The organism is Microbacterium sp. NPDC087868 (genome assembly GCF_044900755.1).
Lineage (GTDB): Bacteria > Actinomycetota > Actinomycetes > Actinomycetales > Microbacteriaceae > Microbacterium > Microbacterium galbinum.
The window spans coordinates 1-16933 of record NZ_JBJDNO010000008.1 but is presented as its reverse complement, the minus strand read 5'-3'; the positions used below and the strand labels follow the sequence as shown (position 1 = coordinate 16933).

The 16933-nt window shown below is 60.5% G+C and carries 18 protein-coding genes; 5 read left to right on the top strand and 13 right to left on the bottom strand.

Annotated features, from left to right (window positions below; all coding sequences use genetic code 11):
- Position 1: 1 nt before the first annotated feature.
- From ACI2JZ_RS17720 to ACI2JZ_RS17700, 5 genes are all read right to left on the bottom strand, one after another.
- Positions 2-796 carry an enoyl-CoA hydratase/isomerase family protein gene (locus tag ACI2JZ_RS17720; protein WP_404598754.1) on the bottom strand — a complete coding sequence of 265 codons (795 nt, stop codon included), beginning with the start codon at positions 794-796 and terminating at the stop codon, positions 2-4.
- A 212-nt stretch (positions 797-1008) separates the two neighbouring features.
- Entirely contained in the window at positions 1009-1998 is a 990-nt protein-coding gene (gene yjfF, locus ACI2JZ_RS17715) for a galactofuranose ABC transporter, permease protein YjfF (protein WP_404598753.1), read from the bottom strand.
- The gene (locus tag ACI2JZ_RS17710; RefSeq protein ID WP_133834125.1) at positions 1995-3017 is read right to left on the bottom strand and encodes an ABC transporter permease; all 1023 of its coding nucleotides are present in this window, start codon (positions 3015-3017) and stop codon (positions 1995-1997) included. Before ACI2JZ_RS17710 ends, yjfF begins: the two co-directional genes overlap by 4 nt.
- Positions 3014-4576, bottom strand: coding sequence for a sugar ABC transporter ATP-binding protein (locus tag ACI2JZ_RS17705; protein ID WP_404598751.1), 1563 nt, complete (start codon positions 4574-4576; stop codon positions 3014-3016). The genes ACI2JZ_RS17710 and ACI2JZ_RS17705 overlap by 4 nt, the downstream gene beginning before the upstream one ends.
- A gap of 110 nt (positions 4577-4686) precedes the next feature.
- Positions 4687-5676 carry an ABC transporter substrate-binding protein gene (locus ACI2JZ_RS17700; RefSeq protein ID WP_105656171.1) on the bottom strand — a complete coding sequence of 330 codons (990 nt, stop codon included), beginning with the start codon at positions 5674-5676 and terminating at the stop codon, positions 4687-4689.
- Positions 5677-6011: 335 nt separating this feature from the next.
- Between ACI2JZ_RS17700 and ACI2JZ_RS17695 the strand changes: the two genes are divergently transcribed.
- Positions 6012-6512 (top strand): DUF456 domain-containing protein, encoded by a 501-nt coding sequence (locus ACI2JZ_RS17695; RefSeq protein WP_208294262.1) that lies wholly within the window; start codon positions 6012-6014, stop codon positions 6510-6512.
- On the opposite strand, the gene ACI2JZ_RS17690 is transcribed toward ACI2JZ_RS17695, so the two are convergent.
- Genes ACI2JZ_RS17690 through ACI2JZ_RS17675 form a run of 4 tightly spaced genes read right to left on the bottom strand, consistent with a single transcriptional unit; the run spans position 6509 to position 9931 of the window.
- On the bottom strand, positions 6509-7114 hold the full coding sequence (locus ACI2JZ_RS17690) for a response regulator (protein ID WP_404598748.1): 606 nt from the start codon (positions 7112-7114) through the stop codon (positions 6509-6511). The genes ACI2JZ_RS17695 and ACI2JZ_RS17690 overlap by 4 nt on opposite strands.
- On the bottom strand, positions 7111-8265 hold the full coding sequence (locus ACI2JZ_RS17685; RefSeq protein WP_404598747.1) for a sensor histidine kinase: 1155 nt from the start codon (positions 8263-8265) through the stop codon (positions 7111-7113). The genes ACI2JZ_RS17690 and ACI2JZ_RS17685 overlap by 4 nt, the downstream gene beginning before the upstream one ends.
- Entirely contained in the window at positions 8262-9014 is a 753-nt protein-coding gene (locus tag ACI2JZ_RS17680; protein WP_286134633.1) for an ABC transporter permease, read from the bottom strand. Before ACI2JZ_RS17680 ends, ACI2JZ_RS17685 begins: the two co-directional genes overlap by 4 nt.
- Positions 9014-9931: an ABC transporter ATP-binding protein gene (locus ACI2JZ_RS17675; protein WP_404598746.1), complete on the bottom strand. Its 918-nt coding sequence runs from the start codon at positions 9929-9931 to the stop codon at positions 9014-9016. Before ACI2JZ_RS17675 ends, ACI2JZ_RS17680 begins: the two co-directional genes overlap by 1 nt.
- 371 nt (positions 9932-10302) lie before the next feature.
- On the opposite strand from ACI2JZ_RS17675, the gene ACI2JZ_RS17670 reads away from it, so the two are divergent.
- The gene (locus ACI2JZ_RS17670) at positions 10303-10953 is read left to right on the top strand and encodes a DedA family protein (protein WP_133834181.1); all 651 of its coding nucleotides are present in this window, start codon (positions 10303-10305) and stop codon (positions 10951-10953) included.
- 3 nt (positions 10954-10956) lie between these two features.
- On the opposite strand, the gene ACI2JZ_RS17665 is transcribed toward ACI2JZ_RS17670, so the two are convergent.
- Together ACI2JZ_RS17665 and ACI2JZ_RS17660 are read right to left on the bottom strand one after the other, a co-directional pair.
- Positions 10957-11313 (bottom strand): DUF2695 domain-containing protein, encoded by a 357-nt coding sequence (locus ACI2JZ_RS17665; protein ID WP_105656164.1) that lies wholly within the window; start codon positions 11311-11313, stop codon positions 10957-10959.
- Between the two features lie 104 nt (positions 11314-11417).
- Positions 11418-12614, bottom strand: a complete 1197-nt coding sequence (locus ACI2JZ_RS17660; RefSeq protein ID WP_404598745.1) for a pyridoxal phosphate-dependent aminotransferase — start codon at positions 12612-12614, stop codon at positions 11418-11420.
- A 238-nt stretch (positions 12615-12852) separates the two neighbouring features.
- Between ACI2JZ_RS17660 and ACI2JZ_RS17655 the strand changes: the two genes are divergently transcribed.
- Entirely contained in the window at positions 12853-13608 is a 756-nt protein-coding gene (locus ACI2JZ_RS17655; protein WP_404598744.1) for a fibronectin type III domain-containing protein, read from the top strand.
- Positions 13605-14750, top strand: a complete 1146-nt coding sequence (locus ACI2JZ_RS17650; protein ID WP_404598742.1) for a metallophosphoesterase — start codon at positions 13605-13607, stop codon at positions 14748-14750. Before ACI2JZ_RS17655 ends, ACI2JZ_RS17650 begins: the two co-directional genes overlap by 4 nt.
- 78 nt (positions 14751-14828) lie before the next feature.
- Here ACI2JZ_RS17650 and ACI2JZ_RS17645 read toward each other — a convergent pair whose 3' ends face one another.
- Positions 14829-15953, bottom strand: coding sequence for a hypothetical protein (locus ACI2JZ_RS17645; protein WP_404598740.1), 1125 nt, complete (start codon positions 15951-15953; stop codon positions 14829-14831).
- A 233-nt stretch (positions 15954-16186) separates the two neighbouring features.
- Between ACI2JZ_RS17645 and ACI2JZ_RS17640 the strand changes: the two genes are divergently transcribed.
- Positions 16187-16432 carry a hypothetical protein gene (locus ACI2JZ_RS17640; RefSeq protein WP_105656161.1) on the top strand — a complete coding sequence of 82 codons (246 nt, stop codon included), beginning with the start codon at positions 16187-16189 and terminating at the stop codon, positions 16430-16432.
- A 48-nt stretch (positions 16433-16480) separates the two neighbouring features.
- On the opposite strand, the gene ACI2JZ_RS17635 is transcribed toward ACI2JZ_RS17640, so the two are convergent.
- Positions 16481-16933: carboxymuconolactone decarboxylase family protein (locus ACI2JZ_RS17635; RefSeq protein WP_404598739.1), on the bottom strand; the 453-nt coding region annotated here is incomplete at its 5' end.

Here is a 16933-nt window from a genome sequence, read left to right as displayed (position 1 = left end):
ACTACTGGGGCAGTCCACCGTAATCCGGTGTGCGGCGCGAGCAGAACGCGGATCTGCCTTCGGCCAGGTCCGCGTTCGCCCCGTTCTCTTCCCACATCGCTTCCCACCAGCCCTCGGTGGCTTCTCCCTGGCGCACCAAGTTGATGGCCTCATTGGTGCGCGCAATGGAATATGGCGAGTTCGCGGACAGCTTGCCCAGCAGTGCGGCCAGCTCTTCTTCGAGCTGCCCATGGGCAATCACGCGGGTGAACATGCCCCAGCGTTCCGCCTCGGCAATGGAAATCTCCGCGCCGGAAAACAGCAGGTACTTGGCCCGGTGCTCCCCCACGGTACGCACCAGCCGTTCGATGCCCGGCCGCGGGAAAACCAGCCCGATTCTTGCTGGGGTGATCGCCAGGCGCACGTTATCCGAGGCCAACTGGATATCGCAGGCCGAGGCCAGCTGCCAGGCCCCGCCAAAGCAATGGCCTTCCACCACCGCGATGGTGGTTTTCGGGCAGCCCACGATGATCTTGTCGAGCAGGTCGAAATGGTTGATCAGCTCGCCGTCGGCGTCCCGGTCGAAGAGCACCTGGTCCATCTCGTCGATGGCAATTCCAGCGCAGAAGTTCCCTTCCGCGCCGCGAACCACAATGGAACTGACCTCGTCGTTGGTCGAAAGGCCGGCAAAGGCGCCCACCAGCTGCAGGCACATGTCCTTGGTGAGCGCGTTGAGTTGGCCCGGGTTATCCAGCAGCACTACGGCAGTGGACCCGGCTATTTCTACGCTGACCCGTGCTTCATTGTCCTTGCCCATCAGGTTCCTCCCAGTCGCGTGCAAGCCGCAGAAGTTCGAGGGGCAATAGCAATGCCCCCACTTCGCAATCTATCGCGAAATGGGGGCAAGCTGTTGTCCAGGCTGGAAATTATTACTTCCCGGTTCGTTGTACGCGAATTGGAGCTAGGTGGCTGGATACGGCTCAGGGCCCGGTACGCTAATACCGGGCCCTGGGCCCTTCCCTTCCGGGCTTAATTTCGCCGCAAGGTAAGAATTCGTTGCAAGACCACGAAGATCAGCAGCAATCCGCCGATCACGATCTTGGTCCACCAGGAACTCAAGGTTCCCTCGAAGGTGATGATGGTTTGGATCAGTCCCAGCACCATCACGCCAACCACCGAGCCGAGAATGAAGCCCATGCCGCCGACCAGCAGTGTTCCACCGATAACTACTGCGGCGATCGCGTCGAGCTCCATGCCCACACCGGTCAGCGCATAGCCCGAGCGCGAGAACATGGCGAAGAGGATTCCGCCCAGCGCCGCACAGGTGCCGGAGATGACGTAGACAACCACCTTGGTGCGTGCCACACGCAATCCCATCAAGGTGGCTGATTGCTCGCCGCCGCCCACCGCGTAAACGGTGCGGCCGAAACGGGTGCGGTGCAGCACCCACCAGGACCCGGCAATCACCAGCACGGCGATGACCACGGCCGCGGTCAACCGCCAGCGCCCCGCAGAAACGCCCCAGCTCGACAGCGCCACGAAACCCTCATTGCGGATCGGCACGGATTCCGGGGCGAAGATGAAGCACAGGCCGCGGGCCAAGAACATGCCGGCCAGGGTAGCCACGAAGGGCTGCACCTCGAAGTACTGGATCATCACTCCCATGCCCAGGCCGATGATCGATCCGCTGAGAATCGCGATAGGCAGCACCAGGGACAACGGGATCCCGGCATTGAGCATGGTTGCGGTGATGACCGAGGACAGGGCCAGCACCGCACCGACGGACAGGTCGATGCCGCCGGTGAGAATCACGAACGTCATTCCTGCTGCCAGCACGATCAAGTGGGCATTGTTGATGAACAGGTTGGATAGTACAGCGGGTGAAAGGAAATTCTCGTAGCGCACTCCGCCGATGACGAGCATCAGCCCGAAGACGACCACAGTGCCCAGAACCGGCAGGTAGCGCCGGTCCACATTCAATTTGGATATGGACTTGTGCGGAACACTGAGGATGCTCATGCTCCCACCTCCTGGTAGCGGCGGCGTTCGCGCAAGGAACCGAGCATGGCGCGCAGCCGGGTTGACATCATCAAGGTCACGGCAATGACCACGATGGCTTTGAATAGCGAAGTGACCAGCGGTGAAACGCCCAGAACGGTCACAGCCAGGCTCAGGGTGGTAATGATCAGCACGCCAATCATGGTGCCCGCGAGGTTGAACTTGCCGCCGGCCAGGGACGTGCCGCCGATAACCACGGCGAGAATGGCATCCAGCTCTATGAACAGCCCCGCATTGTTGGCATCAGCGGCCATGGTGTTGCCGGCGAAGATCAGTCCAGCCAGGCCCGATAGCAGGCCGCACAACACATAGACGGTGAATACCAGAGTTCTTGATTTCACCCCTGAAAGCCGGCTGGCTTCCGGGTTGATGCCTACCGCTTCGAGCAGCATGCCCAGCGCAGTACGCCGTACCACGAGGGCCACCACCGCAAACACGCCGTAAGCGATGATCGCGGCCACCGGCAGGCCCAGCACATAGCCCGAGGCCAGTTTGCTGAAAGGTGCGCTATTGACCGTGGTGATCTGGCCGTTGGTGATCAGCATGGCCACACCGCGGCCGGCAGTCATCAGGATCAGCGTGGCGACGATCGGCTGGATGCCGAAGTTCGCCACCAGCACGCCGTTGAATGCGCCGAGGATCAGGCACAGCCCCAAGGCCACGATGACGGCGCCGACGGCTGTACCTGCGGATCCCGGATTGGCCGAGCTGGCGATGAATGTCAGCGCCACGGCTCCGGAGATCGCGACGGTGGCACCCACCGACAGGTCGATGCCGCGGGTGGCGATCACCAGAGTCATGCCCAGGGCAACCAGCAGCAGCGGCGAGCTATTGCGCAGGATGTCTATGGGGGCACCGAACAGGTGCCCGTCCAGCACGCTGATGCCCAGGATGTCCGGGCGCTTGATGGTGCAGGCTAGCAGCAGCGCGAGCAGCGCAATCGCTGGCCAAAACAGGCGATGCTTGTAAATACGGGTCATTTGTTTTCTTCCCCGGTGGCGATGATTTCGATCAGGCGTGGCACATCCACATCTGGAGTGCTTGGAATTTCGGCAACCTTGGCGTGATCGCGCATCACAACGATGCGATCCGAGAGGCGCAGGACTTCTTCTAGCTCAGCGGAGATGAAGACCACCGACATGCCCTGTTCAGCTAGTTCGGAGACCAGGTTCATGATTTCGGTCTTCGCGCCGATGTCGATTCCGCGGGTGGGCTCATCGAGGAGCAACAGCTTCGGCGCGGTGGCGAGCCAGCGGGCCAGCAGAACTTTCTGCTGATTCCCGCCCGAGAGGTTCTTGAGCAGGGCGTTCGGATTGGCCGGACGGACGCCCAGTGCCTTGATATAGGCGTCCACGATTTGGGTGGCTTTGGTCTTGGGCAGCGGGCGGATCCATCCGCGCGCTGCCTGCAGGCCGAGGATGATGTTCTCGGCCACGGTCAGCTCGCCCACAACCCCTTCACCCTTGCGGTCTTCGGATGTGTAGGCGATTTTGCGGCCCAGGGCCTGCCGGGGAGTTCGCAGCTTCACCGGTTTCCCGCCCAGCTTGATCACCCCGTCATCTGCCTTGTCCGCTCCGTAAAGCAGGCGCGCGAGTTCGGTACGGCCTGAGCCCAGCAGGCCGGCCAAGCCGATGACTTCCCCGGGATAGAGGTCCAGATCGAAAGACTGCACCGCTCCCTTGCGCCCGAGTCCCACTGCCTGCAGCAACGGTTCGGCGTCGGCCGCGCGTTCGGTTGCGGCGGTGCGTTCGTTGGCGCCGCCCACTTGGGCATCGGAGGTGCCAGCGATCATCAGCGAGACCAGTTCACGTTGCGGCAGCTGGTCCTTCTCTCGTTCTTCCACCAATTGCCCGTTGCGCAGCACGGTAATGCGGTCGGCAATGGCGTAGATCTGGTCCAAGAAGTGCGACACGAAGAGGATCGCCACACCATCATCACGCAACTTCCGCATGACTTCGAAGAGCTGGGCCACCTCGTCGGTATCCAGGCTCGAGGTCGGTTCATCGAGAATCAGCACCTTGGCGTCGACCACCATGGCGCGGCTGATGGCCACCAGCTGCTGGACGGCCAATGAATGGGACCCCAGCGAGCTGGCCGGGTCTATCTTCAGCCCCATCCGTTCCAGATAGGTTTTGGCCTGGCGCCGCATGGTTCGCCAGTCAAGACCACCGAAACGGCGAGGCTCGCTGCCGAGCATGATGTTTTCGGCCACGGTGAGATTGGTGCAGAGATTCACCTCTTGGTACACCGTAGAGATGCCGCGCTCGCGGGCATCGGCGGGGCCTGTGAAGCGGGTGTCGTTGCCGTTGACCGTGATGGTTCCGGAAGCGATCGGATTCACTCCAGTCAGAGCCTTGATCAGGGTAGACTTTCCAGCGCCGTTCTCCCCCATCAGGGCGTGGACTTCACCGGGAAAAAGCCGGAAGCCAACGTTGTCCAATGCTTTGACCCCGGGGAACTCCACGGAAATTCCAACCATTTGAACGATGGGCTTCGTTGTAGGGGAATGCTGCACGGTGATTTCCTCAGTCCGTGACATGGGTGTTGAATCAATCATTAACTTGCCTCTGCGAGTTGCTTGTCCTGCCACCTGGTGGTGAACCGGCGGGCCAGCTTGTGGCCCGCCGGTTCGTGCTCTTGCCTGCGTTTCTAGTAGGTGCGATCGGCCAGGACCTCGGCCGCTTCATCCTGGGTGAAGGCGGCGTCTTCAACGACGATGCGCTTCTCCACAGATTCGCCGGCTACAACCTTCTTGGCGATTTCTGCCAAATCCTCGCCCAGCAGCGGGTTGCATTCGACGATGTAGTTGATCTTGCCGTCAACCAATGCCTGCATGCCGTCCTTGACCGCGTCAATGGTGACAATCTTGATGTCCTCGCCTGGCTTCTTGCCTGCTGCCTCGATGGCTTCAATGGCGCCCAAGCCCATGTCATCGTTATGGGCGAAGACCAGATCGATATCGTCATGGGAGTTCAGGAAACCTTCCATGACCTGCTTGCCGCCTGCGCGGGTGAAGTCACCGGTCTGCGAGTCGATAATCTCGATGTCCGTTCCCTCAATGGCCTTTCCGAAGCCTTCCTTGCGGTCGATGGCCGGTGCCGAGCCGGTAGTTCCCTGCAGTTCGACAACCTTCAGGTCCTTGTCCAGATTCTCTACAACCCAATCCCCGGCCCGCTGTCCTTCTTCAATGAAGTCGGAGCCGATGAACGAGGCAAAGAGCGTGTCATCGGTGGTGTCAACGGCGCGGTCCGTGAGGATCACCGGGATATTGGCGCTCTTGGCTTCTTGCAGCACAGCATCCCAGCCCGTTTCTACCACTGGGGAAAACGCCAGGACGTCAACGCCCTGCGCGATGTACGAGCGCAGAGCCTGGATCTGGTTCTCCTGCTTCTGCTGGGCATCAGAGAAGCTGAGCTTGAAGCCGTTTTCTTCGGTCAGGGTGTCTTGGATGTCCTTGGTATTCGCCGCGCGCCACCCGGACTCGGCGCCAACCTGCGAGAAACCGATGGTAATGGTCTCAGAACCGGATCCTCCGCCTTCGCTGCCACTGGAATCCGAGCCGGCGCATGCGCTCATGGCTGCCATAGCTGCGATGCTGAGCGTTGCCAAGCCAGTGCGCAAAAAGGTCTGTCGTTTCATCGTGAGTTCCTCCTCGTAGGTCCCCGCCGGATAATGGTGGAGTGAATGGTCTCCGGCACCAGAAAAATGTGTTGATGGTCACAATGTTAGCGCTAACAATTTAGGGTGTGAAGAGCCTTCCGGCTTTTGATTTCTTTTTCCATTGCCAACGGGCGACGGTTTTCAATCTAAATCGATATCCGACTAGGTAAAAAGGAATCAATGAGAGAAGGGAAATTATCCGGATTTAATCAATTGTTTGTTCGTCAGCTCGGCATTCGGAACAAATATCCCTGAATTCTTGTCCTGCTTGACGGTGCGCCTCATGTAAGGATGCAGTGTGCGAAACTGGGCATGTGGATGCACAAATTATTTACACGATTATCGCCGGGCTGCTGCTAGTTGTATCGGCATTGGGCACCATCTTCCCGGTGCTGCCCGGCTCGTTGCTGACGATCGGCACGCTCTTGGGCTGGGGCTGGCTGCTGGGTTCCGGCGCTTCCTGGTGGGCGGCCGGCCTGGGCATGGCGATCGCCCTGCTGGGCTGGTCCGCCTCTGCGATCCTGACCGGCAAGAAACTCAAGGAACATCAAATCCCCAAGGGTTCCATTCTCTTTGCGGTCGTGGGTGCCATCGCCGGTGCTTTCCTCATTCCCGTGATCGGCATGTTCGTCGGTTTCGCAGTGGGCCTATTCGCCGGTGAAAGCGTGCGCCGGCGCGAAGTCTCCGGCGCGCTCGGCTCATCCTGGGCCGCGTTGAAGGCCATGGGCCTGGGCATCGTCGTGGAATTCGGCTGCGTGCTGCTGGCCTCCTCAATTTGGGTCATCGGCCTGATTACCCACTTCGTAACGCGCTAGATCCAGCCCATCTCGCGGGCGTAGCGCGCGGCCTCGATGCGGTTGGCAGTGCTGGTTTTGCCGATCGCATTGGACAGGTGGTTGCGCACGGTTCCCACCGACAGGTGCACCGCCGAGGCAATCTGCGATACCGGCGAGCCGGAGGCGGCCAGTGAAAGGATCTCGCGCTCACGCCCGGTCAGCGGGTTGCTGCGGCTCTCCACGCTGAGCATGGCACGCTGCGGATCCACTACCTTGTCCCCGCAATAGACCCTGCGGATGGCGGCAATCAGCTCGGCCGGCGGAGAATCCTTGACCAGGAAGCCGTGCGCTCCGGCTTCGAAGGCCTGGCGGAAATATCCGGGACGGTCAAAGGTGGTCAGGATCAGCACCTTAACCCCGGCGTGGCTGGCCTTGAGTTCTGCTGCGGTGCGCAGCCCGTCGTGCCGCGGCATCTGCACATCCAGCAACGCGATGTCGGCGGGGTGCGCATCCAGTGCGGCGGCGACCTCGTCACCGTCGGCGCATTGCGCAACGACGTGGATGTCTTCTTCGAGGCTCAGCAAGGCTGCCAGCGCGCCCCGGACCAGGTGCTGGTCATCGGCGATGAGAATCCGGATCACGCTGCATTCCCCTCTGCCTCGAAGGCTACTTGCACGCTGGTTCCGCCCAGCCGCGATGCCCCTACTGTACAACTGGCACCGAATTGCTTGGCGCGTTCCTGCATTCCGCGGATGCCGTGGCCTGGCGTGCTGGCTTGCAGGCCATCCCCGTCGTCATCGACGCTGACTTTTCCGGGTTCCAGATGCAGCACGATGGTGCTGGCGTGCGCGTGGCGCAGCACATTGGTGACCGCTTCGCGCAGGATCCATGCCACATGCGAACGCAGCTGCATCGGGACTTGCTCGGCGGTTCCTGCCACCGTGAATTCGAGGCTGTTGTCGTCGCACGCCTGCTGCAGCTCGGCCAGTTCCCCGGCCAGGTCCTGGCGGCTGAGCCCCTGCACCGTCGTGCGCACGGAGTCCAGCGCGTCCACGGCCAGGGCGCTGAGTTGTTCCAGTTCCCCGCGGGCCTGGGCGTACTGTTCCTGGTCCATCAGGCGCAGGGCCAGCTGCGCCTTCAAATTCAATGCGGTCAGCGAATGCCCGATGCCATCATGCACGTCCCTGGCCACGCGTTCCTGCTCTGCGACCAGCAGGTAGTCGCTGCGGATCTTTTCTGCTGCGGCCGAGCGCCGAATGGCGGCCACGGTAATCGCGTACACCACCATCAGCACGAGGTTCAGGCCGATCAGGAAGATCGCGTCCATGAACTGCCCGAAGATGATCGGCAGCGCGAAACTGAGCACCAGCACCGCGGCGTAGGCCGCGATGGCCCACTTCCTGCTGAGCAAGAAGATCGCGAAGGAGGTGATGAAGGGGAAGAGCCCCATGGTGGTCAGCCCGATGACCGGGATGCCCAGGGCGATAATCGCGCAGAGGACCAGGAAGTTCGCATGCGCCCTGCGAGCGCTGGTTCCGCCTTGCCCGATGTTCTGGGAGAATTTGGCGTACGACTGCAGGTAGACGGCGGCGAAGAGGGCGATCAGCGCCAGGCCGATGATCCGGGTGGGCAGCGTGTAGTCTTCCACGAGAAGGTCCAGCACCGGGAAGACCAGGAAGATCACCCAGACGCCGGCGATCAGCCAGCCTCGGCGATCCCAGAATTTCTGGTCCTCGTCGATCTCGCAGAGCGGATCGTCCGCTGGCGCGGCGCCGGGCAGGTTGCGGCTCACTGGCGTGCCTTGGCCTTCCTGGTGGCGAGTACCGCGAAGAGAACGAAGATGAGTGCCCATGCCACTAGGTTAGCGGTTGGGATCCACAATGCGTCCGGGGCCATTTCGACTCCGGCGGGCATGTCCTTGAGCAATGGGTAGCGGGCCAGTGCTACGTAGCCGTACATCGGGGTGAAGCGGGCCGCGTCGAGCATGCCTCCTTCCAGGGGCATGAAGACATTGCCGAAGAAGGCGAAGAACACCATCAAGCCTGAGGCCAGGCCCAGGGCCGATTCGGATTTGAACACCATGCCCACCCCGATGCCGTAGCAGGCGAAGACCATGGCGCCGAGCAGGATGATCAGGTAGCTCGCTCCCCAGATCCACCCTTCTTGCACTTCGGCTCCAGTCGCGGCGCCCAGGGCGAAGACTACTGCTGCCGAGGCACCGGCTACCGTGGCCGCGACGATCATCTTGCTGCTGACGAACATGGCCGGCGGCATTTTGGTCAAGGCAATTTGCCTGCCCCATCCCTGCATGGTTTCGGTGGCCACGGTCCCGGCGATTGCCACAGTGCTGACCGCCGCCCCGTAGGCTGCCATGGAAATCATCAGATAGAACTTCACGTTGCCTGCGCCCAGCTCGAACTCGGTGTAACTGGGGATGTTGCCGAACAGGATGTACATGGCTGCGGGCAGCAGCAGGGCGAAGATCAGGTTGTACCCATCGCGGAAGTGCCGTGCGAATTCCACGCGGATGTAGGTGCTCATCATGATGCGTCCTTGGTCAGCTGGATGAAGGCCTCTTCCAGGCTCGGTGAGGAAATTTCCAGGTCGTAGCCCTGGTAGTCGGCGAGCAGGGCGGCCGCGAAGCGGTCCGAATCGGCGCTGTGGAAAGCGAAGCGCAATCCGTTGCGTTCGGCTACCTGCACCGAATTATCAAAAGTCCCGGCTCGTTCGGCATGCTTCGCCGAGGGGAAGGAAGCGCTGACGGTGCGTCCGGAGATGAGCTTGCGCAGCTCTTCGGTGGCGCCGTCGGCGACAATGCGGCCTTGGCTCATCAGCACAGTGCGTTCTGCGAAGTTCTGGGCTTCTTCCAGATAGTGCGTGGCGAAAATGACGGTGCGCCCTTCGGTGGCTTCTTCTCGCATCGTGGCCCAGAAATCCCGGCGGGCCATCACGTCCATTCCGGCAGTTGGCTCATCGAGGATCAGTACATCCGGGTCGGGCAGCAGAGCCAGAGCGAACTTGATGCGCTGCTGCTCGCCGCCAGAGCATTTGCCCACGCGCCGCTTGGCGATCTTATCCAGCCCCGTGCGTTCCATGACCGGCCCAACGCGATCTGCTTGCTCATGCATGTGGGCGATGACTGACACTGTCTCCTTGACGGTCATATCGCGCAGCAACCCGCCGGTTTGCAAGACGGCAGAGACCCGCCCAGCGGAGATGGCTTGGCGCGGATCCAAGCCGAGGATCTCCACCGACCCTCCGGTGGGTTGGGTCAGGCCCAGGATCATGTCCACGGTTGTCGTCTTGCCAGCTCCATTGGGACCCAGGAAGGCCACGATCTGTCCGGTCTGGATCTGCAGGTCAATGCCCTTGACTGCTTCAACTTTGCTGCGCGGCGTTGAGAAGGTCTTCTTCAAGCCGCTGAGCGAAACTGCATTCGTTCTAATCAGCGTTTCCATGCTTCATAGTCTTCACCCTTTGCCGGGTGTGCAGAAGAGCAGAAAGTCATGCGTTGCCCATGACCGTTGTCATGGACCGATTCCAAGTGGCTCGATGCAACCTCGCCGACTTTTACGTCGAATCCCGCTGTGAGCTTGGCAACTTGCCGCTTCCCATTGTTCCCCCGGCTCTCGTTGCTGGCCCCGTGAAAAGCCATGATCACTACGGGTCAACGAACAACTTGGAGATTTTCGCCCTTGTGGCCGGGTTGTCCCCCATCAGAGATTACGGATGGCACTCTGGGAAACTCACAGCGTACTCACGTAGGATTTTTGCTGTGCTAGATCATTCTTCGTTTCTTTCCCTTGTGACCGATTATGCGGCTCCAACCATGGGCGCGGCTTTCCTGCCCGACTGGTTGAACCCAGTCGTCTTCCTGAACAACCCCGCGCTTGGCCCATGGGTCTTGCTGCTGGTTTGCGCCATTGTCTTCGCCGAGACCGGCTTGCTGGTGGGCTTCTTCCTGCCAGGCGACTCGATGCTCTTCACCGTTGGCATGCTCATTGCCACCGGCACCATCCAGATTCCGTTGTGGCTCTTCGCCGCCGCGATCTTTGTCTGCGCCTTCGCAGGTGACCAGACCGGCTACATCATTGGCAAGAAATCCGGACCTGCCATCTTCAAGAAACCGGATTCCCGCTTCTTCTCGCAGAAGAACGTTGAGCGGGCCCACGAGTTCTTCGAGAAGTTCGGCGGCCGCGCGGTGATCCTGGCACGCTTCGTTCCAGTGGTCCGCACCTTCGTCCCGGTAATCGCTGGCGTAGCGAAGATGAACCACAAGACCTTCATCCTCTACAACCTGATCGGTGCCGCCCTGTGGGGAATCGGCGTCACATTGCTGGGTTATTGGCTGGGCCAATTCACCTGGATCGAAGAGAACATCGACCTGATCTTCATCCTGATCGTCCTCATCTCGGTGATCCCTATCGGTGTTGAACTGCTCAAGGCCCGCAAGCCGAAGAGCAAGACCCCGGAAAACTGATCTTCAAGCACTTCGGCGGCGGAACTGACCGCCGCCCCACTGTACGCCGCGGCGCATCAACCAATGTTCACATGGTTGGATTGTGCCGCGGCGTACTCCTTTGCAGACAAGATTTTCGTCATTATCCACGGCTTGAATCGCTTCACGCGTGATCGGGCGGATGGCATTGGCCAGCACTTCGCAGTCGCAGAATCCGCCCAGCAGCTGCATTTTCCGGTCAATCGCGGTAGCTCGCGGAGCGCTCGCATCGCGATAAGACAAGAGGAAGAGATGGGTCCCGTCGCATCCTTGCGCGCAGACCGCACGATACAAATAGCACGCAAGGCATTCATGTTCTACAGGTTCGAGTACTGCAGGCATTGGTGGCTCCTTGAAACAGTGGATGGCAGTAACGAAGCGTTACTGCCATCCACTGTCCATTTTGAAGCGCCGCGCGCAGCGCATTGCTCACCCAATGTGGAAAACTAGCTCCCTGCCAAGCTCTGCCGGAGGAAAGCCGCAACGCGTTCCAGCGCTTCTGCCACACGCTCATATCCGGCCGCGAAGGACAAGCGGATAAACAGGTGGCCTTCGAACGGATCAAAATCGCCGCCAGGGGTCAGCGCCACATGCGCATGCTCCAAAACCGCTTGGCAGTACTTGCCCGCAGAACCGAAATGCTCCAAGACTTCGGGGGCCAACCGGCCGTAGAGGTAGAAAGCCCCATCGGCGGGAGCTGCCTCGCTGATGCCCAAGCTGCTGAAGTGCTCCAACACGTGGCCTCGGGTGCGGGCGAACTCGGCCACACGCTCATTAGCTTCATCGAGGCTCTGCTGTTCAAAGGCAGCTACCACCGCGCGCTGTGCTGGCGCTGGAGCGCACAAGGCGAGGTTCGAAGCCAGTGCGTCCACCGTTGGCACTAGCTCATCGGGCACGATCATCCAGCCCAGGCGCCAGCCAGTCATCCCCCAGTATTTGGAGAAGGAGGAGACAACGATGGACGAGGGGGAGAACTCCCACGAGGTGTGTGCCTTGCGGTCTGGGACGAATTCAATGCCGTGATAGATTTCATCGCTAATCAGCCGCACATCATTGGCCTCGCACCAGGTGGCCAAGTCCGAGAGCTCGCCGGCGCTGAACATGGTTCCGGTGGGATTATTCGGCGACGCGACAACCAGCCCGTCAAGGCGTCCATGCTCGTTCTTGGCCGCCTCAAGCAGCTGCACGGTGGGCTGGTAACGCTGCGCTGCACCGGTGGGCAAGTCGACAACTTCCAGCCCGAGGGCACGCAGAATATTGGCGTAGGCCGGGTAGCCGGGACGGGCCAGCGCCACCACGTCTCCGGCATCGAAGGCTGCCAAGAACGAAAGCTGGAATGCACCGGATGAACCAGTGGTCATCACGAAGTTCTTTGCGGGAATCTGCACCCCGTAGGTGTCGTGGTAGTGCTTCACCAACGCTTCACGAGTCTGTGCCAGGCCCGCGGTTGAGGTGTATCCGAAGTCGGCATGGTCGGCATGCAGTTTCGCGGCCAGATCATTCACGGCCGCTGGAGCACCACCGCCAGGTTCTCCCACGCACAACGAGATCACGTCGTGGCCGGAGGCCCGCATCGTGGCGACCTGATCAACAATTTGCATCACTTCAAAGGGAGCTACTTTGGAACGCTGGGAGGCTTGCACCGTTTGTCCTTCTTTTCGCAGGCGTGGAAAACCGAAGCGCCCTCGCTTTGGTCTTCTCAGCTATCTGCTTCAAGGCTATCGGCTCCAGCTTGGTATTAGTGCGCGAGACAGCCGGTGAGCAGGCTCACCGGCCCAGTTCACCCTCCGTTTGCCTCATATCCACTCTTGGGGCACACGCCCCGGGCATCCTCAAGGTACCCGCCTTTTGCAGGCGACACCTCGCACAGGAGAACGCACTATGAACAACAAGCCCCTCTCGGCCGCACTTGCCGCCGCTGTATTGATCCCGTTGGTCTTGGCGCCGGCAGCCAGCGCCGCTGCTCTGCCAGGAACCGCTGCTTCCGCGCTTCCAGCGGCAACGGCCAAGTCCCCAGAACCGGGTTTCCGCGTACTGCCCTACCTCCAAGCTCCTGCTGCCACGTCGATGACCATCAACTGGATCAGCGAAACCGATGAGCCGGGCACCATAAGCCTCTCGGGACCGGGACTGGGAAAGTCCGGGAAGCAGAGCAGCGCACCACAGTACCTAGATCTCATGGAATACACCCGGGCCGAACTCGATCAGCAGATCGAGGGCTTGGAACAGCGCTCGTGGTTGAAGTCGAATTCGAACTACAAGCACTCGGTGACCTTCCAGGGCCTGTTGCCCGGAAAGTCCTACAACTACACCGTGACCCAATCAGGAGAAACCCACAGCGCGGCTTTCAAAACAGCTCCCAAGGGCGAGGCGTGGAAGAACGTGCGCATCATTGCGTTCTCCGATTCTGAAACCGAACCACGCGGACGCACCGAACACCGCGAGTGGGAGCTCTCCCCGGTCAACGGCTACACCGCAGATTCCATCCAGCGTCCGGGCGCGGGGTCCAAATGGGACCAGCAGTTCGGCATGACCACCCGCAACGGCGAGCCGACCCTGCGCTACCGCTGGACCAGTCCACCGCATTCAACGAGAACCTCAAGCACATCGAAGCTGCCGATCCGGACCTGGTCATGATGGCAGGCGATCTCACCCAGGGTTCGGGCTACCAGCCGGCGTGGGATGAGTTCTTCGGCCATGTGGCCGGCGAGCATTCGGACTTGGCCTCCAGCGTTCCGCTGCTTCCAGCTTTGGGCAATTGGGAAACCTATGCGGCGCTGAACGGCGGCTACGGCACGGAAGCCGACCGCACCCCCGCGGTCATCTCACGCAACCGCTTCCTGGATTACTTCTCCTTGCCGCAGGACCCCGAGCACCCCGAGTACAAGGGCTCGTACTACCGGGTGGATCATGGACCGGTGACCGTGCTGACTCTGGATTCCACCAACGGCCGTCCGGACGAGGACACCAGGACCGGCCAGCTCTCCGGAGAGAAGTTCTCTGGCGATGATACGAATATGGCCGCAGGGAATCTGTCCACCGACACCCAGGGCGAGTTCACCTTCGAATCCTATGTCCAGGGATTCAAGGACCTGTTCCCCGGAGCTACCGCGCAAGACGTTGACCTGCCCAACATGGATGCCGCATCTGCGCAGTGGAATTGGGCCGAAAAACAGCTAGCCGACGCCCGCGCCAACGGCCAAATTGTGCTGGTCCAGTTCCACCACTCGGCCTACTCCAACGGCGTGCACGGCACCCCACCGAACCACGAGCACCCTGACAACCAGTCGGGCACCGCGATGCGCGCCTACACCCCGATGTTCGAGGAGCATGGCGTGGCAGCGGTCATCTCCGGCCACGATGAAATGTTCGAGCGTTCCTGGGTGGACGAGGATGGGGATGGCCGCGGCTTCCACTCCTATGATGTCGGTGTAGCCGCCGATGGCTTGCGCGGCGAGAAGCTGGTGCAGAATGCCGAAGGCAAGTACGAGCCGCTGCGTTTCAACTCGCACTCGCAGTGGTCAGCTCCTGCCGACGAGCCAGAGACCTGGGCCAAGGATGAGGACGGCGTTCCACAGCTGGTCTCCGGTGGACTGCACTACGGGCACCTGCAGATCGATATCGCCAATACCGCGAAAGGCGCAGAACTGACCTTGACCCCGGTTCACATTTTCCCCCAGCTGGATTCGGAATACCAGTTGGAAGAGACCGAGCGACGCGTCTATGACGACGTCGTGAGCTTCGCGGTAGGCAAGGATGGCGTGCCGCTGGCGAAGTAGCAGCACTGCAGATGGCCAACGGCCCGGAACTGCCAGTTCGGAGCCATTGGCCATCTTCACCCCCCAAAGCCCAGCTCTCTAGACTGGTTGACGGCGTACGGTTCGCAGGACCGTCTTGACAAGCATCAGCACCAGCAGCAATATGCCCACATAGCCGTTGATCACATAGACGATGTTCACCATCTGCGAGAACGGTAGGACCAGTCCGATGACGGTACCCAAAAGGGCCAACGTGATGGTCAGGTACTTGAATTTCGGTGTCTTGTCCGCAGCGAAGCGCGAGGAAACCGTCCACAGCAGCGGTACCGCGGTGGTGTATATTCCAGCGAGGATCATTACCGAAATGCCCCCGGCCAACACTGGGCTGATGTCTTCGGCCAGGACCAGCATCGGAATTTCGGTACCACCCACACGGGTAATATTGGCCAGCAGTCCCAGCCCGACGACGATGCAAGCCAGCGAGAAGATCGCCGCGCCGACAAAGCCACCGGCAGCGGCTTCCTTACGATTGCGCGCATTCTTTCCCAGGGCGGTGAGGAATGCGGCCAGCCACAGCATGCAGAAGCCAACGTAGGACAGTCCAGCCATGAACCAGTTCGTCGATGCCTGGGTCAAGTCCAGGTCGGGCAGCAAGGCTTGCCCCTCGGCGATCCCAGCAGGGTTCCGAAAAATGCCCAGCAGTCCCAATCCAACGGCCACCACAACGATCAACGGACCGATCTTGCCAATGACATCTACCAGGCTCTTGAGGCCAAACCAGACGCTGATGCCGACTGCGACTGCCAGCCCGATGCCGCCAAGGAACTTGGACAGGCCGTAATGCTCCTCGAAGACGGCGCCCGCTCCGGCAACCATCACGGTGAAGCTCAAGAAGACGAACAGGATCGAGAAGTAGTCGAAGAACGAGCCCAGATATTTGCCGCAGTAATAGTGGAATATCCGCGAAGGGCGGTCAAATTTCCGAGCTTGGCCAACGACGAAGAATTCAACAGCCACGTAGGCCATGAGCAGCAGCACCAGAATTCCGGTTCCAAAAACTCCCCAGTAGCCGTAGGAAGTGAAGTATTGGAGAATCTCCTGGCCCGTTGCGAATCCCGACCCGATCAGGAAGGCAATAATCGCACCGGCATAGGTAAGCACGCGGAAGACGCTTCCCTTTTCCACCGTATCCAGATTCGCGCGAGTAGCTGAAACTTTTGACATGACGATCTCCCTCTTCGTACGGCATCGCGGCGCACATATTCAGCATCTCGCGTGATATATCAATTTGCATTTAAAGATATATGTGAACTGCGACACCGTCAATGATTTCCCGATGGACCGCGAAGCCACCGCACCCTACGGCGCAGACGACTTGTCGCCACGGCTGCACGTAGTGGAGTATTGAAGCAGACGGCAAGACGCTGGTCAGAGCATCGTAGAGAGTAAGGCAGCAGATGAGTGAGCAACGCGTTTTCAAGGCAGTAGTCGGCAAGGAAGGCGGCTGGTGGAACATCTGGGTTCCGGAATTGGACCATGTGACGTCCACCCGGAAATCACGCAAGATCGCCCTTTACACCCGCTCACTGATCGCTGCAGTTCTGGGGATTGACGAGTCTTCCTTCCGCGTGGAACGAGAAGTGGTCAGCGCCGAAGAATTCGAACGCCGCTACACCGAAGCCGTGCGCAAAGCCAACGCCTGAGTTGGTATTGGCCGCCGTTTCCCCTACCGGGCAAACGGCGGCCTTTTGCTATTTGCCCGTCTTTTCCAGTTCGCGTTCCTTGACCCGGTGACGGGAAAGGATCGAAATCCGGTTGAAGGCGTTCATGGCGACGGCGATCCATTGGATGGCTGCCACTTGCTCCACGCTGAGCACCAGACGGGCCGATGCCACCGCGGCGATACGCTCTTCTGGCTTGGGCAGGTCGGTAGCGGCTTCAGCGATGGCTAGTGCTGCGCATTCTTCTTCGCTAAACAGGCCGCCGCATTCATCCCATGTGCTCAGCAGGTTGATGCGTTGCAGGCTCTCCCCTGCGTCCAGTGCCTTGCGGGCATGCAGGTCCAGGCAGTAGGCACATCCATTGATCTGCGAGACGCGCAGGTTGACCAGCTCGGCGGTGCGGTCGCTGATTCCGGCTGCGCGGTAGGACTTGGCGACATCTTTGGAAAATCTGCCAATCGAGTTCCATAGCTCTGGATTGGT